Below are 20,253 nucleotides of genomic sequence, written 5' to 3'. Positions count from 1 at the left end.
GGCGCCGTCAGGCCCCAGGGCCTGGACTGGACCGCTTACGCAGGCGCAGGTCGCCGTCTGCGACGCCCGCCGCCAGCCGCTCAGCCAGGGTGTCCAGCGCCCACAGTTGTCTGCGTACCTCGGCACGGTGCCGTTCCGTCTCGGCCAGCACCGCTTCAAGGTCGGCAATCTCCTCCGGCGGAAGCTGCGGCAGGTCCATGTCCTTCACGCTCACCCGCCGCACGAGCGATCCGCTGCCCCGCTGTTGATTGCGCGGTGCGGCCAGCAGGCGGGCCAACGCGTGCGGACGCATCCACAGGCCCTCCGGACGGACCGTCCGGCCTGCCGCCAAGTCCATCAGATACTTCCGGTACGCAGCGATCCGCAGCCCTTGCACCGGCGCCAGCAGGACGCAACCGCCGGCGTCATCCACCTGCGTGCGGACACCGTGCTCGGTGAGCATGAAGACATCGCCTCGTTCCGTCATCAGGCTCTGCGGGTAGGCGGCGAGGTCCTCCAGCATGATGCGCCGCCCCCCGACCGGCAGGGCTCCCAGCATCTCTTCCCTGCCGATCACGGGCACGCCCGCGTCACCGATGTCGCTCTCCTTGATGCGGTGGCCAGGCAAGAGCCTGAGCTGCCCGGCCCTCAGCTGCCCACCGACCTTGAAGTGCTCGGCACGGTGCTCCCTCTTCCCGACGCCGAGGTCACCGATCCACCGTTTCAGGTGCGGCAACGCCACGTACGCGTTCTGCCGGGCCTCCACCGTTGCGGCGAAGTGATCGAGGCCCTTCTCCGGGGACGCGAGCCGGTGTGCGGGCAACAGAGAGCGTCCGTCGAGCAGATACGAACTGCCGGGACCGGTGCTGGCCACGGGCACACGCTGGGCCTCCTCAGGCACGGGCGTACCCGTACTGCGCAGCAACGCCTCGACGTTCTGCTGCCACACATCGCCCACCCTGCGCGCCAGCCGGTCGGCGTCGATCAGCAGGACACCGGGGACCGTCGGCGCCGACCGCGTGCTCCGCAACACCAGCAAAGCGTGCTCGGCCCCCGTACGGAACGTGTGGATACGACGGGGCAGCTGGACGATCGCCTCCACCGCACTGGACTTGAGCAAGTCGTCCCGCATCCGGGTGTTCGCCGTGCCGGTTCCGCCGCGGGGGCGGGACAGCGTCCAGGACGGGACGACCACCAGTCCCTTGCCCCCTTCCTTCAGACGCTCGACCGCCTCGACCGCCCATCGCAGCGGACCGTCCTCGTCCCGCTCCCGTTCGCCGGCGGCATAGGGCGGATCGGCCACGACCAGATCCGCCCGTGGGAATCCCTGTTCATTCAGCTCCGCCGGGTCCGAGCACACCAGGGTCTCCCCGGCCGCCCAGTGCGCGAGCAGCCGGTACCGCAGCACGGTGCGACGCAACTCGTCCGGCTCCACGGCGGCGACCCGGTTCTCCCCGTCATCGGCGGCGAGCTTCAGAAGCACGTCCCCCGTACCGGCGCACAGGTTCACCACGGTCACGGGCCCCGTGATCGACAGCACCGGCCGGGCCAAGGCATCCATCAGTTCGGTCACCGGCCCGGGCGTCGCGTCCATCATGAGATCGGACTCCAGACGCCCTGCCAGCCGGAGCACCGCCTCGGCGGCGGCTCCGGCGCCGCCCAGTTCCTCCATCAGCTCGCGCAACGTACGGAGGATCTCGTTACCGGCCATGTCGAAGTCGCGGAGCAGAGACGACGGCAGGCTCTCCTCCGTGCTGCCGCCGCCTTCTCCCTCCATGGCGGCCACTGCCAGCGCACGGACGATCAGTTCCTCCGGGCGCAACGTGCCATGCCCGAGCGTCACCAATCGCCGCAGCCGGAGTCCCTCGCGAAAGCGCTCGCCGTATGTCGGCAGGGTGCCGTCCGGGTGCCGTTCACCATCGGGCACGGGCCGCTCGTCCAGCCAGCCCGCGATCTCCTCCGCGTCGAACAACGGCTTACTCTCGGAGCCGCCGACCGCCTCGGGAAAGGAAGCGTGACGGCGTCGCCAATTGCTGACCGTAGGCCGGCCGACCTCGGCGAGCTCCTTGATCTCGCCGAGCGTCACCGGCTCGTACTGCCGCCGCTCCGTCACAGCACAATCTCCTCCTCGCCCGAAAGGACCCGGGCCCTGCGCGCCAGAACCGCGGGGACCTGGCTGTACTTCTCGTGGCGGGCCGCCAGCGCGGGAGCGACGAGGGCCGTCAGCGCGACGGCCGTCCTGAAGTCCTCCTCCAACCGGCGGTGATAGACGCGCTCGTGGTGAGCGACACGGTTGCGCAGGGTCCGCATGACACCCAGCTGCCTGTGGAGATCCGTCCGGCTCACCCCCTTGAAACAGTGCCGCAACGCCGGGTTCCAGTACTTCATCTCGTAGTTCCCGGAACCACCCTTGCTGACCAGTCCGACCCAGAAGCCGAACGAGAGAGCGGCGACGATGTCGCACGGGGCGGTGCTCTTGCCATGTTCGACCAGCTTCGCCCGGGCGTTCCGGATTTCCTTCATCGCCCAGTCGTTCGGCTCCGCGCGCCGCAGGTTCCACCAGTCGTCCTGTCCGAACTTGCCGGTGAGCTGCCGGTGAATCCTGTTGCGCAGGCTCACCTCCAGGTCACGCAGAGGGCTGTGCAGCGCCCGGGCCGCCTCCGCGTCCCAGGCGTACAGCCGCAGTGCCACCGCCACGTCGCCATGGCACTCCTCCAGGAACGGCTGGAACCGTTCCTGGGAGATGGCCTCGATTAATTCCTTCTCGCCGTTCGCCGTCATCGCCCACTTCCTTCGTTCGGGCCACCGTGTTACGGTTCCCTAGTACGCCTTGGAGTCCTGTCACCGCTTGCTTCGCCGCATAGCACACAGCCCAGGGCAGAGCCTGGTGTTACGCCCTGTACTGCCCACCGCAATTAGGCAGTGCAGGGCGTCACTGTTTGGCGCCGTGAGAGTCGAGCTGACGCCCCCTCACCGCGATGAGTTAAACCTAGCGCCTCCTCTCGCAGAAGTGAAGCATGAAAGACGAGTAGCTAGTGAGAAGCAGGGTTCTCACTAGCTTGGCGTTCACGGGCACCGCAGTGAAAAGCGGGCCGCGACCAATCGCGACCCGCTTACGTACCCCTCCGACGTCAACGACCCAGCCGCTGCGCGACCTCCGTCGCCCAGTACGTCAGGATCAGCTGGGCGCCCGCGCGGCGGATGCCCGTCAGGCTCTCCAGGATCGCCGCGTCGCGGTCGATCCAGCCCTTCTCGGCGGCGGCCTCGATCATCGAGTACTCGCCGCTGATCTGGTACGCGGCCACCGGCACGTCCGACGCCTCCGCGACCTTCGCCAGGACGTCCAGGTAGGGGCCGGCCGGCTTGACCATGACCATGTCCGCGCCCTCTTCGAGGTCGAGCGCCAGCTCGCGCAGGGACTCGCGGACGTTGGCCGGGTCCTGTTGGTACGTCTTGCGGTCACCCCGGAGCGAGGAGCCGACGGCCTCGCGGAACGGGCCGTAGAACGCCGAGGAGTACTTCACGGTGTACGCGAGGACCGAGACGTCCTCGTGGCCCGTCTGGTCGAGCGCGTCGCGGATGACGCCGACCTGGCCGTCCATCATCCCGCTGGGGCCGACCACATGGGCGCCCGCGTCGGCCTGGACCTGGGCCATCTCCGCGTACCGCTCCAGGGTGGCGTCGTTGTCGACGCGGCCGTCGGCGGACAGCACGCCGCAGTGGCCGTGGTCGGTGAACTCGTCGAGGCACAGGTCCGACATGACGATGAGATCGTCGCCCACCTCCTCGCGCACCGCGCGCAGCGCGACCTGGAGGATGCCGTCAGGGTCGGTGCCCGCCGTGCCCCGGCCGTCCTTCTTCTCGTCCAGCGGTACGCCGAACAGCATGATCCCCGAGACCCCGGCCGAGACCGCTTCGACGGCCGCCTTCCGCAGGGTGTCCAGGGTGTGCTGCTGCACGCCGGGCATGGCCGAGACCGGGACCGGTGCGTCGATGCCCTCGCGGACGAACGCGGGCAGGATCAGGTTGGCCGGATCGAGCCGTGTCTCGGCGACCATCCGGCGCATCGCGGGGGTCGTCCGCAGCCGACGGGGCCGCGAGCCGGGGAAGTTTCCGTACACAGTCATCCTTCGAGCGTAGACCCGCGCGCCCCGCGCTCTTACCGACACCGGTGCCGGGAAAGCACCGGGCCCGACCCCCTCCGAAGAGGTGGCCGGGCCCCGTCACAGCACCGGATCAGGTCGTCGTACGCCGCCTGCGCGCACCCGGACGCCGCTCGCTGGGCCGGGTCACCGGGTCACCGGCCTCCCGCGCCGCATCCCGGCGCCGCGCGCCGAACTCCGCCAGCGCCTCGGCCAGCCTGTGCACCGAGGGCTCCGGCGACAGGACGTCCACGCGCAGCCCGTGCTCCTCGGCGGTCTTCGCCGTGGCGGGGCCGATGCAGGCGATGACCGTCACATTGTGCGGCTTGCCCGCGATGCCGACCAGGTTGCGCACGGTCGAGGACGAGGTGAAGAGCACCGCGTCGAAGCCGCCGCCCTTGATCGCCTCGCGGGTCTCGGCCGGCGGCGGCGAGGCGCGGACCGTGCGGTACGCGGTGACGTCGTCGACTTCCCAGCCGAGCTCGATCAGCCCGGCCACCAGGGTCTCGGTGGCGATGTCGGCGCGCGGCAGGAAGACGCGGTCGATCGGGTCGAAGACCGGGTCGTACGGCGGCCAGTCCTCAAGCAGCCCGGCGGCGGACTGCTCGCCCGACGGGACCAGGTCCGGCTTCACACCGAAGTCGATCAGCGCGGCGGCGGTCTGCTCGCCGACCGCGGCGACCTTGATCCCCGCGAAGGCCCGGGCGTCGAGCCCGTACTCCTCGAACTTCTCCCGGACGGCCTTCACGGCGTTGACGCTGGTGAAGGCGATCCACTCGTAGCGGCCGGTGACCAGGCCCTTGACCGCCCGCTCCATCTGCTGGGGCGTGCGCGGCGGCTCGACGGCGATCGTCGGCACCTCGTGCGGCACGGCGCCGTAGGACCGCAGCTGGTCGGAGAGCGAGGCCGCCTGCTCCTTCGTCCGCGGCACGAGGACCTTCCAGCCGAACATCGGCTTGGACTCGAACCACGCGAGCTGGTCGCGCTGGGCGGCGGAGCTGCGCTCCCCGACCACGGCTATGACCGGCTGGTGCCCCTCAGGCGAGGGGAGCACCTTGCCCTGCTTGAAGACCTGGGCGATCGTCCCGAGGGTCGCCGTCCAGGTGCGCTGGCGGGTCGTCGTACCGCCGGCCGTCACGGTCAGCGGGGTGTCGGGCTTGCGGCCCGCCGCGACCAGCTCACCGGCGGCGGCGGCCACCGCGTCGAGCGACGTCGAGATGACGCACGTCGCGTCGCTCGTGCCCACCTCGCTCCAGCAGCGGTCGGTGGCCGTACGGGCGTCGACGAACCGTACGTCCGCGCCCTGCGCGTCCCGCAGCGGCACCCCGGCGTACGCGGGCACCCCGACGGCGTTCGCGACGCCCGGGACGACCTCGAAGGGGATGCCGGCGGAGGCGCAGGCCAGCATCTCGGCGGCGGCGTTCCCGTCCAGGCCGGGGTCGCCGGCCACGGCACGGACGACCCGCCTGCCGCCCTTCGCGGCCTCCATGACAAGATTGGTCGCATCCCTGAGAACGGGTACCCCGGCGGCTGTTGACTGCGCGTCAACAACCGCTAGCTCAGGGGTGCTTACCCCTGCCCGCGCATGGCAGCGGACGACGCCGAGAACATCCGGTTCGGCGACAAGGACGTCCGCGCTCGCGAGCGCCTCGACGGCGCGCAGGGTCAGCAGTCCCGGGTCGCCGGGACCGGCGCCGAGGAAGGTGACGTGCCCTGCGGAGTGGACCGGGAAATCGGATGCGGCGGGGCCGGTGGGGCTCAAAGTGCTCGCTCCCCCATAAGACCGGCCGCACCCTTGGCAAGCATGTCGGCCGCGAGTTCGCGACCGAGCGCCGCCGCGTCGTCGTGCGACGTGGGAACGGGACCGGTGGTGGACATCTGCACCAGCGAGGCACCGTCGGTGGAACCGACGACACCGCGCAGGCGCAGTTCGTTGACAGCCTGACCGTCGGCCAGGAGGTCGGCCAGCGCACCCACGGGTGCGGAGCAGCCGGCCTCCAGGGCGGCGAGCAGGGCACGCTCGGCGGTCACGGCGGCCCGGGTGTACGGGTCGTCGAGCTCGGCGAGCGCGGCGGCGAGGTCGGCGCTGCCGGCAGCGCACTCGATCGCCAGTGCTCCCTGGCCGGGAGCGGGCAGCACGGTGTCGACCGACAGGAAGTCGGTCACCTCACCACTGCGGCCCAGGCGGCTGAGCCCGGCCGCGGCGAGAACCACCGCGTCCAGCTCGCCGTCGCGTACGAACCCGATCCGGGTGTCGACGTTGCCGCGGATCGGAACAGTCTCGATGTCGAGGCCGTGGCTTCGGGCGTACGCGTTCAGCTGGGCCATGCGGCGCGGCGAGCCGGTGCCGACGCGGGCGCCCGACGGCAGCTGCGCGAAGGTCAGCCCGTCCCGGGCGATCAGCACGTCGCGCGGGTCCTCGCGCACCGGCACCGCGGCCAGCACCAGGCCCTCGGGCTGCGCGGTCGGCAGGTCCTTCAGCGAGTGGACGGCGAAGTCCACCTCGCCGCGCAGCAGCGCATCGCGCAGCGCGGCGACGAAGACGCCGGTCCCGCCGATCTGCGCCAGGTGCTCCCGGGAGGTGTCCCCGTACGTGGTGATCTCCACGAGTTCGACGGCGCGCCCGGTCACCTCGCTGACCGCGTCGGCGACGTGCCCGGACTGGGCCATGGCGAGCTTGCTGCGCCTGGTCCCCAGTCGCAGGGGTGAGTTGTCGGTCATGACCGCCCTCTATTCGGGTCGTTCAGGTCTGCCCGGGAGACGGCGGCGACCGTCTGCGGGTCGAGGTCGAAGAGTTCGCGCAGCGCGTCCGCGTACCCGGCGCCGCCGGGCTCGCTGGCGAGCTGTTTGACCCGCACGGTGGGCGCGTGCAGGAGCTTGTCGACCACGCGTCGCACCGTCTGCGTGATCTCGGCGCGCTGCTTCTCGTCCAGGTCGGGGAGGCGTCCGTCGAGCCGGGCGATCTCGTCCGCCACCACGCCGGCGGCCATCGTGCGCAGGGCGACGACGGTCGGGGTGATGTGGGCGGCGCGCTGGGCGGCGCCGAAGGCGGCGACCTCGTCGGAGACGATGGTGCGCACCTGGTCCACATCGGCGGCCATCGGGGCGTCGGCCGACGCCTCCGCGAGCGACTCGATGTCGACGAGGCGCACACCGTCGAGGCGTCCGGCCGCCGCGTCGATGTCGCGCGGCATGGCGAGGTCCAGCAGCGCCAGGCGCTCGGGGCCGGTGGACTGCGCCGGGATCAGGCCGCTCGCCGGATCGGGCACGTGGTCCAGGCCGATCGCCCCGGCGACGGTCTCGGCGGTGAGCACGAGTCCGGTGGCGCCGGTGCAGGAGACGGCGATGTCGGCACGTGTCAGTTCGCCGGTCACCTCGGCCATCTCCACGGCCCGGGCGCGCACCCCCGTACCGCCGGGCTGGTTCAGGATCTCGACCAGGCGGTCGGCGCGGGCCCGGGTGCGGTTGGCGACGGCGATCTCGGCGACGCCGGAGCGGGCCAGGGTCGCGGCGGCCAGCGAGGACATCGAGCCGGCGCCGATGACGAGGGCGCGCTTGCCCTTGGCCCAGGCGGCGGTGTCGGGGCCGTCGGCGAGCTGTTCCAGGCCGAAGGTGACGAGCGACTGCCCGGCCCGGTCGATCCCGGTCTCGCTGTGGGCGCGCTTGCCGACGCGCAGGGCCTGCTGGAAGAGGTCGTTGAGCAGCCGGCCCGCGGTGTGCAGCTCCTGGCCGAGGGCGAGCGCGTCCTTGATCTGGCCGAGGATCTGGCCCTCGCCGACGACCATCGAGTCGAGCCCGCAGGCCACCGAGAACAGGTGGTGGACGGCCCGGTCCTCGTAGTGCACATAGAGATACGGAGTGAGCTCGTCCAGACCGACGCCGCTGTGCTGGGCGAGGAGCGTGGACAGCTCGGCGACGCCCGCGTGGAACTTGTCCACGTCGGCGTACAGCTCGATGCGGTTGCAGGTGGCGAGGACGGCGGCCTCGGCGGCCGGCTCGGCCGCCAGGGTGTCCTGGAGCAGCTTGGCCTGGGTGTCGGCGGCCAGCGAGGCGCGTTCCAGTACGGAGACGGGGGCGCTGCGGTGGCTCAGACCCACGAGGAGCAGGCTCATGCCGGCATCACGGCGGGCATGTCCCCGTCGGGTCCCTTCCGGCCGGTGCTGGTGGCGCGCACGGGCGGCGCCGCCGGGTCGGGCGCGGTGTCGACGCCCTCCTCACCGGCCTTGCGCTGCTCGTGGAAGGCGAGGATCTGGAGCTCGATGGAGAGGTCCACCTTGCGCACGTCGACGCCCTCGGGCACGGAGAGGACGGTCGGCGCGAAGTTGAGGATCGAGGTGACCCCGGCGGCGACGAGCCGGTCGCACACCTGCTGGGCGGCGCCGGGCGGGGTGGTGATCACGCCGATGGAGACGCCGTTCTCGCTGATGATGCGGTCGAGGTCGTCGGCGTGCTGGACCGGGATGCCCGCGACGGGCGTACCGGCCATCGCCGGGTCGGCGTCGATGAGCGCGGCGACCCGGAAGCCGCGCGAGGCGAAGCCGCCGTAGTTGGCGAGGGCCGCGCCGAGGTTTCCGATGCCGACGATGGCGACCGGCCAGTCCTGGGTGAGGCCGAGCTCCCGCGAGATCTGGTAGACGAGGTATTCGACGTCGTAGCCGACGCCGCGCGTCCCGTACGAGCCGAGATAGCTGAAGTCCTTGCGCAGCTTCGCGGAGTTGACCCCCGCCGCCGCGGCGAGCTCCTCGGAGGAGACCGTGGGGACCGAGCGCTCGGAGAGCGCGGTCAGCGCGCGGAGATACAGCGGAAGTCGGGCGACGGTGGCCTCGGGAATTCCTCGGCTACGGGTCGCCGGTCGGTGATTTCGGCCAGTTGCCACGGTGCTCCTGCGGGATGAGCGGGGCTTTAGGCGGCCGTATGTCCCAAGACCGCCCCGTCGATTGCAGGCTATGCCTTTGTGAACGCGTGCACAAAGATTGTGTCCGGTTTGTCCGGTCAAAGTGACCGGGGTCACGCACATCCGTCGCGCGATCCAGGAACCATGGATCGCATCAGCCCGTTGCAGGCCCGAAGGGGGCAAAGCGGTACACACTCCTCACGACTACGCCCCCGAGACCACTCAAAACGCCCACGATGGTAACCGGGTTTCCGTCAGGAAAGCAGCGCGCTGCGCAGTCTCGCCGGGTCGACCCGCCAGAACGTGTGCTGTTCGTTATCCACGAGCACCACCGGGATCTGCTCCCAGTACTCCCGGTACAGCTCCTCGTCCCGGGTGATGTCCTTCTCCTCCCAGGAGGCGCCGGTCTCCTCGCACACGGCACGCACCACTTCCCGGGCGTCGTCACAGAGGTGACAGCCGGGCTTCCCCACCAGGGTCACCACGCGCTCGGCGGGATTCTTCTTCCTTCGACGCAGCAAGGCACTCATACCTCTCATTCTCGGCCCCCGCTCCGGAGCCCGCGGACACCAGGAGTTCACACCACGGCACCACGGTGGAACCTGAACGGCCGGGCGGACTGACTATGCTCGACCGCATGGCCGCTCTTGGATGGCTCACCCCCCGCAGGCGTTCCGCCACCGCTCGCAGCGTGCTGGCAGGCGAGGCGGCGGCGGAAGCCGCGCGGAAGTCCTCGCTGGAAGCCGAATCCGCCGTCGCGGAGGCCGAGCCGGAGGAGCCCGAGTTCCCCGTCGTCGGCGACGACCGGGCCGCCGCCTTCTTCGACCTCGACAACACCGTGATGCAGGGCGCCGCGATCTTCCACTTCGGCCGCGGCCTGTACAAGCGGAAGTTCTTCGAGCGCCGCGAGCTCACCCGGTTCGCCTGGCAGCAGGCGTGGTTCCGGCTGGCCGGTGTCGAGGATCCGGAACATATGCAGGACGCCCGCGACAGCGCCCTGTCCATCGTCAAGGGCCACCGCGTCTCCGAGCTGATGTCCATCGGCGAGGAGATCTACGACGAGTACATGGCCGACCGCATCTGGCCCGGCACCCGCGCCCTGGCCCAGGCCCACCTGGACGCCGGCCAGCGCGTCTGGCTGGTCACCGCGGCGCCGGTGGAGACCGCCACGATCATCGCCCGCCGGCTCGGCCTGACCGGCGCGCTCGGCACCGTCGCCGAATCGGTCGACGGCGTCTACACCGGGCGCCTGGTCGGCGAACCCCTGCACGGCCCCGCGAAGGCCGAGGCGGTGCGCGCCCTGGCGGCGGCGGAGGGCCTGGACCTGGCGCGCTGCGCCGCGTACAGCGACTCGCACAACGACATCCCGATGCTGTCCCTGGTGGGCCACCCGTACGCGATCAACCCGGACACCAAGCTCCGCAAGCACGCCCGCGCCCGCGACTGGCGGCTGCGCGACTACCGCACCGGCCGCAAGGCGGCCAAGGTCGGCATCCCGGCCGCCGCAGGTGTCGGCGCCCTCGCCGGCGGCACGGCCGCGGCCGTCGCCCTGCACCGCCGACGCCGCTGACCGTCCGCCGCGTCCGCCGACTCTCCGTGCCCGCGCGCGTCAACGCGGCACACCCTTTTCACCGGCCACAACCCGTCGCCCCCGTAGACAGATTCCGAAGCAATTCGATCAACAAGTGATCACAGCGTGCGACTTGATGTGCCGTAAAGCCGCCACAGAAGCGACGCAATCGATGATTTGTGCAACTGGGCGTAGTGCGGCCTGTACGAAGCGTTATTCTCCTCAGACGCATTCCGGACCCGCCACTCACTACGACGAGTGATGGTTTCGCACTGCTCGTGATGGAAGCTCTGCCTCTGGGAGTCCCGTGTACCCACACGTCGGGGTTGACGCCTCGGGCCTGGCTACGCTGCGCGCATCAGTAGCCGAACGCATGCGCGGCTTCGTCCCCACCGCGTACGCCGTACCCGCATTCGCCGCCCCTGTACCTGCCGGCCCCTGCTACGCCCTGGCCGAACGCGCCGCGGCGGTGGGAAGACGCGGCAACCGCGGGGCGGCGACCACCGCCGCCCCCGTCCGGCGGCCCGCCGCCGACAGCGACAGCGCGCGCATGATGGAGCTCGTCGAGCGCGCCCAGGCCGGCGAGGCGGACGCCTTCGGACGCCTCTACGACCAGTACAGCGACACCGTCTACCGCTACATCTACTACCGCGTGGGCAGCAAGGCGACGGCGGAGGACCTCACCAGCGAGACCTTCCTGCGCGCCCTGCGCCGCATCTCGACGTTCACCTGGCAGGGCCGCGACTTCGGCGCCTGGCTGGTCACGATCGCGCGGAACCTGGTCGCCGACCACTTCAAATCCAGTCGGTTCCGGCTGGAAGTGACCACCGGCGAAATGCTCGACGCCAACGAGGTCGCCCGCAGCCCCGAGGACTCCGTCCTGGAGTCCCTCTCCAACGCGGCGCTCCTCCAGGCGGTACGCCGCCTCAACCCCCAGCAGCAGGAGTGCGTGACCCTGCGCTTCCTGCAAGGGCTCTCGGTCGCCGAGACCGCCCGTGTCATGGGCAAGAACGAGGGTGCGATCAAGACCCTCCAGTACCGCGCCGTCCGCACCCTCGCCCGGCTCCTTCCGGACGATGCCCGCTGACGCCTCCCTCCGCCGGGCCGGTCCCGGCGTTGTGTTCATCACGCACTGGTCCGATCATCTTTCGTGCGTAACCCAAGTGCCGCGCCACTCGTTGTGCCGGTTGCAGGCCCCCTGTCGTCACACCATGTCCGCAGACGCTCACTCATTCGTGTGGAAGCGCTCAAGGTGTGCAACCTTCCGGATCCCCAGGGGAGTCGACCGTCATGACGAGAGGAGGTGCCGCCAGTGATCGCAAACGTTTCGGCACACCGGCGGGCGAACGCCTTCGCCCAGGCCCTGGAGGAGCAGTCGCTCCGCGGTGCGGCGGCCGTACAGCCCGAGGACCCGGCCGAACAGGCCGACCAAGGACCGCTGTTGGCCCTGGCGAACGGCCTCGGTGAGCTGCCGAAGCCGGAGTTGGACCCCGAGGTCAAAGTGGTGCAGCGAGCCCAGCTCGTCGCCGCCATGGAAGCCATGTTCGCCGAGGGAGGCGCGTCCGCGGGCCCTACGGTGCCCGTACAACGGAGCAGGGGCAGCCACCGCGCCTCCCCGCTCCGCAAACTCCGCCCCAGATCCCGCTGGACCAAGGGCCTCGCTGCCGGCGGGCTCACCGTCGGGGTGGCCGCCGGCGCCTTCGGCGGAGTGGCCGCGGCCAGCTCCGACGCCCTCCCCGGTGACTCGCTCTACGGCCTGAAGCGCGGCATGGAGGACCTCCACCTCGGCCTCACCCGCGACGACACCGACCGCGGCGAGATCTACCTCGACCAGGCGTCCACGCGCCTCGGCGAGGCCCGCCGGCTCATGGAGCGCGCCCGCACGGGCCACCTCGACCACGAACAGCTCGCCGAGATCAGGCGCACCCTCAACGGCATGTCGCACGACGCCACCGAGGGCCACCGCCTCCTCCACGCCGCGTACGAACGGGACGGCGCCCTCGGTCCGATCCAGACCCTGGACTCCTTCTCCCGCTCCCACCGCGACACCTGGAGCAGCCTCCGCGACCGCCTCCCCGTCCAGCTGACCGACGTGGGCAACGAGGTCAGCTCGGTCTTCGACGCCATAGACGAAGAGGTCGCACCGCTCCAGTCGCTGTTCCCGCGCGCTCCGCAGAAGGGCCCCGAGTCCCGCCGCTCCGCATCCACCGGCACCGGAGCGGGCCCCTCCACCGACGCGCGCACCCCGTCGCCCTCGTCGTCCAGCAGCCGCCACGAGGACGGCGGTACGGGCTCCAGCAGCTCGCCGCGCCCCTCGGACGCCGGATCCAGCCCGGCCGACGGCCTGATCGGCGGCGGTACGGACGGCCTCTTCGACCCGCCGTCCCCGGACGCGACCAGCCCGTCGAAGCAGGCACCGAGCTCGACGCCGTCGCCGGACATCACCATCCCGCCGCTGCTCCCGGGCCTCATCGGCGGTCTCGGCATCGACGCGGAGAACGAGAAGGGCTGACCCCGGGCCCGGACGGAACGGTGCGGCGGCGGCCGTCAGAAGAAGACCGACCGCCGCTGCACCAGGAGCTTGTACAGCGTGTGCTGGATCTGCTCCCGCACCTGGTCCGTCAGGTTGAACATCAGCATCGGGTCCTCCGCCGCCTCCAGCGGATAGCCGTCCGTCGGGATCGGCTCACCGAACTGGATCGTCCACTTCGTCGGCAGCGGCACCGCCCCCAGCGGCCCCAGCCACGGGAACGTCGGCGTGATCGGGAAGTACGGGAAGCCGAGCAGCCGCGCCAGCGTCTTCGCGTTCCCGATCATCGGGTAGATCTCCTCCGCGCCCACGATCGAGCACGGCACGATCGGCACCCCGGCCCGCAGCGCCGTCGACACGAAGCCGCCCCGCCCGAAGCGCTGGAGCTTGTACCGCTCGCCGAACGGCTTGCCGATCCCCTTGAAGCCCTCCGGCATCACCCCGACGACCTCGCCCTTGCGCAGCAGCCGCTCCGCGTCCTCCGCGCACGCCAGGGTGTGCCCGGCCTTCCGGGCCAGCTCGTTGACCACGGGCAGCATGAAGACCAGGTCCGCCGCGAGCAGCCGCAGATGCCGGTCCGCCGGGTGGTGGTCGTGCACCGCGACCTGGAGCATCAGCCCGTCCAGCGGCAGCGTCCCGGAGTGGTTGGACACGATGAGCGCCCCGCCCTCGGCCGGGATGTTCTCGACGCCCTTCACCTCGACCCTGAAGTACTTCTCGTACACCGGCCGCAGCAGCGACATCAGGACCTGGTCGGTCAGCTCCTCGTCGTAGCCGAACTCGTCCACGTCGTACTCACCGGTGACCCGCCGTCGCAGGAAGGCGAGCCCGCCCGCGATCCGCCGGTCCCAGTCGCCCCGGCCGGACGCCCCGGCCGCACGCGGCTCCTCCGGCTCCCGCGAGGCGTCCTGGGCCCCCGAGGGCCCCGGCAGGGCGCTCACCGACCCCGTGCCGCGTACCGGAGACCTCCGGCGCGCGGCGCGCGGCACGCCTCCCGGCCGCGAACGGTCGTCGTCGAACGGAATGACCTTGGCATCCGCCATCGTCGCTGCGCTCCTCTACCTGGCGCTCGGGGTCGGGTGGGTGTCGTCGCCGGAGCCGGGCCCGGCGATCCGGGGCACGCTCGCGGCCACGCGGTCCACGGCTCTGCCCACCGCACGGGGTGGCAGCAGGCCCGGCGCCCGGCTGCGCGCGAAGGCCGCGAACGTCTCCCCCGTCGTGTACTGCGGCGAGAAGCCCAGCGTCTCGCGCATCTGGACCGTGGAGACCACCCTGCCGTGGGTGAGCAGCCGGATCTGCTCCGGCGAGAAGTCCGTCATGCCGACCGCCCGCAGCGCCTGCCCGACCCAGGTGACGGCGGGCAGCAGCATCGGTACCGTCGGCCGCCCCAGCCGCCGCGCGCACTGGGAGAGCAGCAGCACCCCGTCGCCCGCGATGTTGAACGTGCCGCTGTTGAGCGTCCCGCGCCTCGGCTCGCTCGCCGCGATGGACAGGACGTCCATCACATCGTCCTCGTGGACGAACTGGAGCCGGGGGTCGTACCCGAAGACGGTCGGCAGCACCGGCAGCGACAGATAGTCGGCGAGCGGCGAATCCGCGTCGGGCCCCAGGATGTTCGCGAACCGCAGCACACACACGGCCACGTCCGGCCGGCGGCGGGCGAAGCCCCGTACATACCCCTCGACCTCGGCCGCGTCCTTCGCGAAGCCGCCGCCGGGCAGCGACTTGGGCGGGGTGTTCTCGTGGAACACCGCCGGGTCGCGGGGCGCCGAACCGTACACCCCGGTGCTGGACTTCACCACGAGCCGCTGCACCGCCGGGGCCTTCTGGCAGGCGCCGAGCAGCTGCATGGTGCCGATGACGTTGGTCTCCTTGACCGCCGTACGCCCCTGGGCCCCGAGCGCGAAACCGCTGACGTCCAGGTGGACGACCGTGTCCACGTCGTGCTCGGCGAGCACTCTGGCGACGGCGGGCCCGCGGATGTCCTCCCGTACGAAGACGGCGTCGCCCAGCTCGTGCTCCGGCTCCACCGCGTCGAGGGCGATCACCCGCCCCACGTCCGGATCACGCTGGACGCGCCGGACGAAACGGCCGCCCAGCTGCCGGGCCGCTCCCGTGACGAGCACGACCTTCCCCAAGATCAGCGCCTTCCGTCGGTCTCCCGTATTCGGTCGGTCAGGACGTCACCGTAACCGGTGGACACCCCCGCATACAGCACCGCAGCCCTCCCGCCGGAACGGCGGGAGGGCTGCGGATTCACGAACTGCGTTCGCTTACTTCTTGTTGCGACGCTGAACGCGCGTGCGCTTGAGCAGCTTGCGGTGCTTCTTCTTGGCCATCCGCTTACGCCGCTTCTTGATAACAGAGCCCACGACTACCCTCGCTCACTTCTTCTTCACTGGTGCGGGGCGTCTGGGCCCACACGACCTACGTCGGCCTAGCCTACCCGCCACCGCGTGAGGGACGTAATCCGAGGGGAATGTCAGGCCGATGCCACCCCCACGAAGGACTCGCGCAGATACTCGTGAACCGCTTGCTCCGGCACCCGGAAGGACCTGCCCACCCGGATCGCCGGCAGATGACCGCTGTGCACCAGGCGGTACACGGTCATCTTCGACACCCTCATGACCGAGGCGACTTCCGCCACGGTCAGAAACTTGACCTCGCTCAGAGGACTCTCGCTGTCAGCAGCCATGACTCACCTGTACCTTCCGCACGAGACGCGCACCGGCTTCCCCTCCGGTGACTCTTCGTCGTTGTGCGCTCACTCCCCAGATTAGGGGCGGGTGGTGCGAGTGGGGAAGAGGAGAGACGATCGGCCGCTACTGTGACAGACGGGCGCGATTGAGTACATAGCGCGTGAGCGGCAAGTAGTACGCGGACCGCACCGCGTCGTCCAGCGGAACGGCCACCGCGACCCGCCCCTCGGCCTCCCCGACGAACAGCGCGGGATCGTCCGTATCGGCGAGGCCCATCGCCTCGATGCCCAGCTGACCTGCCCCGCAGACCCATCCGTGATCCCCGACGACCAACTCCGGAACGGGCCCGCGCCCGGCCGCGGCGGCCTCCAGCGCGACCCGGACGGGCAGCGGCGAATGGGAGTGTGCGCCGGTGCCACCACCGGCCGCCCCCGCGCCGGGTTCACGCACCAGCGCGACACCCTGTACGTAGTCGAGGCTGTACGTGCGTACGCCAAACCGAGTCGTTATGTCGATACATCGCCCCTGCGCGGGGGTGAGAACGGGGCAGCCCGCCGACGACAAAGCGTCTGCCAGCGCCGCATAGAAACCGATCAGCCGGTGCGGGTGCCCCGTCCCGAACAGCACCGGCACCCGCCGGGCCGCCGCATCCGCGAGCCGTACGGCGAACGCGTCGAGCCCCGCCACCGTCCGCTCCGGATCGATGACATCGGACCCGGACACCTGCGCGGGATCGTCCGAGACCCCGCACCTGTCCGCCATCAGCTCCAGCAACTCGCCCTCGCCCCAGCCCCGTTCGGGATGGAGGCCGAGCGTCACCCGGGGGTCCCCGGCCGCGAACAGCCGATAACTCCGCAGGCTCACCTCACGCGAGGTGGCCACGGGCCCGGCCAGGCGGGCCGCCAGCAGATGCGCACGCAGCGCTCCGGTGCTCAACACCCCACCGATGCTGCCCGAACCGGCCCGCCCAGGGGCCAAAAGCCCGATTACGCCCCACAGTCGGCGTAAACCGTGCTCGCCCCCGTAACCCCGAGTGCCCTCCCTGCCCGGATCAGGCCCTCCGCGCCGGCGTCAGGTCAGCAGCCCGCGCAGCGGAAAGGCCGCCCGCCGCGTCGCGAGCACCGCCTGGTCCAGCCGGTCCGCCGGGTCGTACCCGTCCTCCCAGGCCGACCACGAGGGCGTCCGCCCGTCCGTCATCCGCGCGGGCCCCAACTGCCGCGTCCGCGCGTACACCTCGTCCCGCCACGACGACGGGATCACCGACTCCGGGTCCACCGGGGCGTGCGCGGCGATGCCCACCAGGTGCGTCCAGGACCTGGGCACCACGTCCACCACCGCGTAACCCCCGCCGCCGAGCGCCACCCAGCGCCCGTCGTCCGCGTACGTGTGCGCCAGGTCGTGGCACGCGGCCATCACCGAGCGCTGCGCGTCCAGCGAGACCGCCAGGTGCGCCAGGGGGTCCTCGAAGTGCGTATCCGCCCCGTGCTGGGTCACCAGGACCTGCGGCCGGAAGTCCGCCAGCAGCTCGGGCACCACCGCGTGGAACGCCCGCAGCCACCCCGCGTCCCCGGTCCCGGCCGGCAGCGCCACGTTCACCGCGCCGCCCTCGCCGGGCCCGGCGCCGGTCTCCTCCGGCCAGCCGGTCTGCGGGAAGAGAGTGCGCGGGTGCTCGTGCAGGGAGATCGTCAGGACGCGGGGGTCCTCCCAGAAGGCCGCCTGCACGCCGTCACCGTGGTGGACGTCGACGTCGACGTACGCGACGCGCTCGGCGCCCAGCTCCAGGAGCCGGGCGATGGCGAGCGCGGGGTCGTTGTAGACGCAGAATCCGGCCGCGCCGCCGGGCATCGCGTGGTGCAGCCCGCCGGTGAAGTTCACCGCGTGCCGGGTCTCGCCGCGCCAGACCGCCTCGGCGGCGGCCACGGACTGCCCGGCGATCAGCGCGGACACCTCGTGCATCCCGGCGAACGCGGGGTCGTCGACGGTCCCGATGCCGTACTTCTGGTCGGCCGCGCGGGGGTCGGCGGAGGCGGCCTTCACCGCAGCCACATAGTCCGGGCGGTGCACGAGCCGCAGCGTGGAGTCCCCGGCCGGCTTGGCCGCGACCACATCGACGGCCCGGTCGAGCCCGAACGCCCGCACCAAGCCCATCGTCAGGGCGAGCCTGACCGGGTCCATCGGGTGGCTCTCCCCGAAGTCGTAGCCCGTTACTGCGTCATCCCACATCAGCTGTGCGCGGCCGCTCATGCCCGCCACCGTATCGGGCGGGTTCCGCGCCGAACGACTTGGCGTACAGGAGGGTGGCCAGCACCAGCACCATGGGGACGAGCATGGCGCCCCGGTAGCTCCAGGCGTCCCCGAGCGCCCCGACGAGCGGGGAGCCGACCAGGAAGCCCACGTAGTTGAAGATGTTCAGCCGGGCGATGGCGGTGTCGCTCGCCCCGGGGAACATCCGCCCGGCCGCCGCGAAGGTCTGCGGCACGATCACGCACAGCCCGAGCCCCAGCAGCGTGAAGCCGAGCATCCCGGTCCACGCCCCGCCGGCCACGGCCACCACGGCGAACCCGCCGGCCGCGAGCACGGTCCCGCCCCGCACGACGGCCACCGCCCCGAACCGCCGCACCCCGAGGTCCCCGACGGCCCGCCCCAGCAGCGTCGTCACCATGTAGACGTTGTACGGGACGGTGGACAGTTGCTCCGAACTGCCCAGGACGTCCTGGAGGTACTTCGCGCTCCAGTTGGAGACCGTCGAGTCCCCGATGTACGCGAACGCCATGACCAGGCACAGGGGCAGCAGCAGCCGGAACGTGACCGCACCGCCGGCAGCCTCCTTCTCCTTCTCCGGTGTCTCCTCGGCGCCCTCGACGTACCACCGGCTCGCGGCGAACGCCGCGGGCAGCATCACCACGACCGCCGGAAGGTACGAGACCAGCAACGAGAGGTCCCAGTGCGCCCCGGCCCAGGCCATCGAGGCCCCCGCGATCCCGCCGAGGCTGTACGCGGCGTGGAAGCCGAGCATGATGGAGCGCCCGTACGCCCGCTGGAGGCTGACGCCCATCATGTTCATGGACGCGTCCAGCGCGCCGACGGCAAGACCGAACGCCCCGAGCGCGACGGCGGCCTGCCAGAGCTCGCTGCCGGAGCCGACGCCGAGGAGCGCGAGGAGGACGACGGGCTGCGTCCACCGCAGGACCACGCGCGGCCGTACCCGGGCGACCACCTTCTCGGTGAGCACGCTGCCCACCCCGGCCAGGATCGGGACGGCGGCGAGGAACACGGGCAGCAGGCCGTCGGATATCCCGTACCGGTCCTGGATGGCGGGGATCCGCGTCACCAGAAGGGCGAAGGTGGCCCCCTGCACGAAGAAGCTCAACGCGAGGGACGCCCTGCCGTGCCGCAACCGTGCATCTGTCATGGCGGCGAGCGTAGAGCCAGTTTCTACCCGTGGGTAGACGCGTCAGGCAAGCAATTCCGGCAGCTGACTCATGTCGGAGAAACACCTGGTCGCATCGGCCAGCCGGTCCGCCGGCATCATCGAGGTGAATCCGTAGACGTCCATGCCCGCCGCCCGGGCCGCCTCGACCCCGAGCGGGCTGTCCTCGATGACGGCGCACCGCTCGGGCGCGACGCCCATGCGCTCGGCGGCGAGCAGGAAGAGGTCGGGCGCCGGCTTGCCCCGGCCGACGTCCTCGGCGCTGAAGATCCACTCCTCCTCGAACCACTGGTCGAGCCCGGTCTTCCGGTGGCTGACCCGGATGCGCTGATGGCTGCTGGAGGAGGCGACGCAGTAGGGGACGCCATCGGCGACCAGCTTGCCCAGGAGGTCGTCGACGCCGGGGACGGGCTCCAACTCCACTTCGAACGCGGCGAAGATCCGCGAGTGGAGGGTGACGTCGAAGTCCTCGGGCAGCTTGGTCCCGGTCCGCTCCTGGACGAGGTCGTGGACGCGGTGCACGGCGGACCCCATGTAGTCCCGCAGGGATTCCTCGTACGAGGTGGGGTGGCCCAGCTCCGTGAGGTAGCCGGCCAGGATGGTGTTGGAGATCGGCTCGCTGTCCACGAGCACACCGTCGTTGTCGAAGATGACAAGTTCGTAGCGCATGGCACGACTTTAAAGGGTTGGAACGCGAAAAAGCCCCGTGCCACAAGGGCACGGGGCTCTTCCTAAAAGGAGTTCGGCGGCGTCCTACTCTCCCACAGGGTCCCCCCTGCAGTACCATCGGCGCTGAAAGGCTTAGCTTCCGGGTTCGGAATGTAACCGGGCGTTTCCCTAACGCAATGACCACCGAAACACTATGAAATTAGAACCAACCGGATGAAAACACAGCTGTTCGTTATTTCAGAACTAACACAGTGGACGCGAGCAACTGAGGACAAGCCCTCGGCCTATTAGTACCAGTCAGCTCCACCCGTTACCGGGCTTCCACATCTGGCCTATCAAC

At 70.9% G+C, this 20,253-nt stretch carries 19 protein-coding genes and 2 rRNA genes; 3 read left to right on the top strand and 18 right to left on the bottom strand.

All coding sequences use genetic code 11. From position 1 onward, the window contains the following. Positions 1-7 precede the first annotated feature (7 nt). The 8 genes from ACFZAT_RS18720 to ACFZAT_RS18685 all read right to left on the bottom strand — a co-directional run bounded on the left by ACFZAT_RS18720 (position 8) and on the right by ACFZAT_RS18685 (position 9,545). Positions 8-2,092, bottom strand: a complete 2,085-nt coding sequence (locus ACFZAT_RS18720; RefSeq protein WP_391265327.1) for an N-6 DNA methylase — start codon at positions 2,090-2,092, stop codon at positions 8-10. After that, the gene (locus tag ACFZAT_RS18715) at positions 2,089-2,760 is read right to left on the bottom strand and encodes an Abi family protein (protein WP_391265326.1); all 672 of its coding nucleotides are present in this window, start codon (positions 2,758-2,760) and stop codon (positions 2,089-2,091) included. Before ACFZAT_RS18715 ends, ACFZAT_RS18720 begins: the two co-directional genes overlap by 4 nt. Positions 2,761-3,110: 350 nt before the next feature. Beyond that, on the bottom strand, positions 3,111-4,106 hold the full coding sequence (hemB, locus tag ACFZAT_RS18710; RefSeq protein WP_391265325.1) for a porphobilinogen synthase: 996 nt from the start codon (positions 4,104-4,106) through the stop codon (positions 3,111-3,113). Between the two features lie 109 nt (positions 4,107-4,215). Continuing rightward, positions 4,216-5,883 (bottom strand): uroporphyrinogen-III synthase, encoded by a 1,668-nt coding sequence (locus tag ACFZAT_RS18705; protein WP_391265324.1) that lies wholly within the window; start codon positions 5,881-5,883, stop codon positions 4,216-4,218. Continuing rightward, on the bottom strand, positions 5,880-6,842 hold the full coding sequence (gene hemC, locus ACFZAT_RS18700; RefSeq protein WP_391265323.1) for a hydroxymethylbilane synthase: 963 nt from the start codon (positions 6,840-6,842) through the stop codon (positions 5,880-5,882). Before hemC ends, ACFZAT_RS18705 begins: the two co-directional genes overlap by 4 nt. Then, complete coding sequence (locus ACFZAT_RS18695; RefSeq protein WP_391265322.1) at positions 6,839-8,233, bottom strand: glutamyl-tRNA reductase; 1,395 nt, start codon at positions 8,231-8,233, stop codon at positions 6,839-6,841. Before ACFZAT_RS18695 ends, hemC begins: the two co-directional genes overlap by 4 nt. Further along, positions 8,230-8,997 (bottom strand): redox-sensing transcriptional repressor Rex, encoded by a 768-nt coding sequence (locus ACFZAT_RS18690; RefSeq protein WP_391265321.1) that lies wholly within the window; start codon positions 8,995-8,997, stop codon positions 8,230-8,232. The genes ACFZAT_RS18695 and ACFZAT_RS18690 overlap by 4 nt, the downstream gene beginning before the upstream one ends. Positions 8,998-9,269: 272 nt before the next feature. Continuing rightward, complete coding sequence (locus ACFZAT_RS18685; protein WP_073968766.1) at positions 9,270-9,545, bottom strand: glutaredoxin family protein; 276 nt, start codon at positions 9,543-9,545, stop codon at positions 9,270-9,272. Between the two features lie 107 nt (positions 9,546-9,652). Here ACFZAT_RS18685 and ACFZAT_RS18680 point away from each other — a divergent pair, with 107 nt between their 5' ends. From ACFZAT_RS18680 to ACFZAT_RS18670, 3 genes are all read left to right on the top strand, one after another. After that, complete coding sequence (locus ACFZAT_RS18680; RefSeq protein ID WP_391265320.1) at positions 9,653-10,585, top strand: HAD-IB family hydrolase; 933 nt, start codon at positions 9,653-9,655, stop codon at positions 10,583-10,585. A 307-nt stretch (positions 10,586-10,892) separates the two neighbouring features. Beyond that, positions 10,893-11,672: an ECF subfamily RNA polymerase sigma factor, BldN family gene (locus ACFZAT_RS18675; protein WP_391265319.1), complete on the top strand. Its 780-nt coding sequence runs from the start codon at positions 10,893-10,895 to the stop codon at positions 11,670-11,672. Between the two features lie 225 nt (positions 11,673-11,897). Further along, entirely contained in the window at positions 11,898-13,097 is a 1,200-nt protein-coding gene (locus ACFZAT_RS18670) for a DUF5667 domain-containing protein (RefSeq protein ID WP_391265318.1), read from the top strand. 35 nt (positions 13,098-13,132) lie between these two features. On the opposite strand, the gene ACFZAT_RS18665 is transcribed toward ACFZAT_RS18670, so the two are convergent. The 10 genes from ACFZAT_RS18665 to ACFZAT_RS18620 form a co-directional block, all read right to left on the bottom strand. Further along, positions 13,133-14,158 carry a 1-acyl-sn-glycerol-3-phosphate acyltransferase gene (locus tag ACFZAT_RS18665; protein WP_391265317.1) on the bottom strand — a complete coding sequence of 342 codons (1,026 nt, stop codon included), beginning with the start codon at positions 14,156-14,158 and terminating at the stop codon, positions 13,133-13,135. Positions 14,159-14,173: 15 nt separating this feature from the next. Beyond that, on the bottom strand, positions 14,174-15,253 hold the full coding sequence (locus ACFZAT_RS18660; RefSeq protein ID WP_391265316.1) for an NAD-dependent epimerase/dehydratase family protein: 1,080 nt from the start codon (positions 15,251-15,253) through the stop codon (positions 14,174-14,176). Positions 15,254-15,388: 135 nt separating this feature from the next. Continuing rightward, a complete protein-coding gene (locus ACFZAT_RS18655; RefSeq protein WP_003948845.1) occupies positions 15,389-15,487 on the bottom strand; it encodes a 30S ribosomal protein bS22 in 99 nt (32 codons plus the stop codon). A gap of 110 nt (positions 15,488-15,597) precedes the next feature. Then, on the bottom strand, positions 15,598-15,810 hold the full coding sequence (locus ACFZAT_RS18650) for a helix-turn-helix domain-containing protein (protein WP_018104376.1): 213 nt from the start codon (positions 15,808-15,810) through the stop codon (positions 15,598-15,600). 127 nt (positions 15,811-15,937) lie between these two features. After that, entirely contained in the window at positions 15,938-16,753 is an 816-nt protein-coding gene (locus tag ACFZAT_RS18645; protein ID WP_391265315.1) for a phosphatase, read from the bottom strand. A gap of 132 nt (positions 16,754-16,885) precedes the next feature. Beyond that, entirely contained in the window at positions 16,886-18,058 is a 1,173-nt protein-coding gene (locus tag ACFZAT_RS18640; protein WP_391265314.1) for an acetoin utilization protein AcuC, read from the bottom strand. Continuing rightward, on the bottom strand, positions 18,027-19,226 hold the full coding sequence (locus tag ACFZAT_RS18635; protein ID WP_391265313.1) for an MFS transporter: 1,200 nt from the start codon (positions 19,224-19,226) through the stop codon (positions 18,027-18,029). The genes ACFZAT_RS18640 and ACFZAT_RS18635 overlap by 32 nt, the downstream gene beginning before the upstream one ends. A gap of 42 nt (positions 19,227-19,268) precedes the next feature. Then, positions 19,269-19,913 (bottom strand): HAD-IA family hydrolase, encoded by a 645-nt coding sequence (locus tag ACFZAT_RS18630; protein WP_391265312.1) that lies wholly within the window; start codon positions 19,911-19,913, stop codon positions 19,269-19,271. 71 nt (positions 19,914-19,984) lie between these two features. Further along, positions 19,985-20,101: ribosomal RNA gene (gene rrf, locus ACFZAT_RS18625) — 5S ribosomal RNA — on the bottom strand. Positions 20,102-20,180: 79 nt separating this feature from the next. After that, a 23S ribosomal RNA gene (locus tag ACFZAT_RS18620) occupies positions 20,181-20,253 on the bottom strand; the annotation flags it as partial.

This window comes from Streptomyces sp. NPDC008163 (assembly GCF_042956885.1).
Lineage (GTDB): Bacteria > Actinomycetota > Actinomycetes > Streptomycetales > Streptomycetaceae > Streptomyces > Streptomyces drozdowiczii_A.
This window is presented reverse-complemented; position numbering and strand designations above follow the sequence as displayed.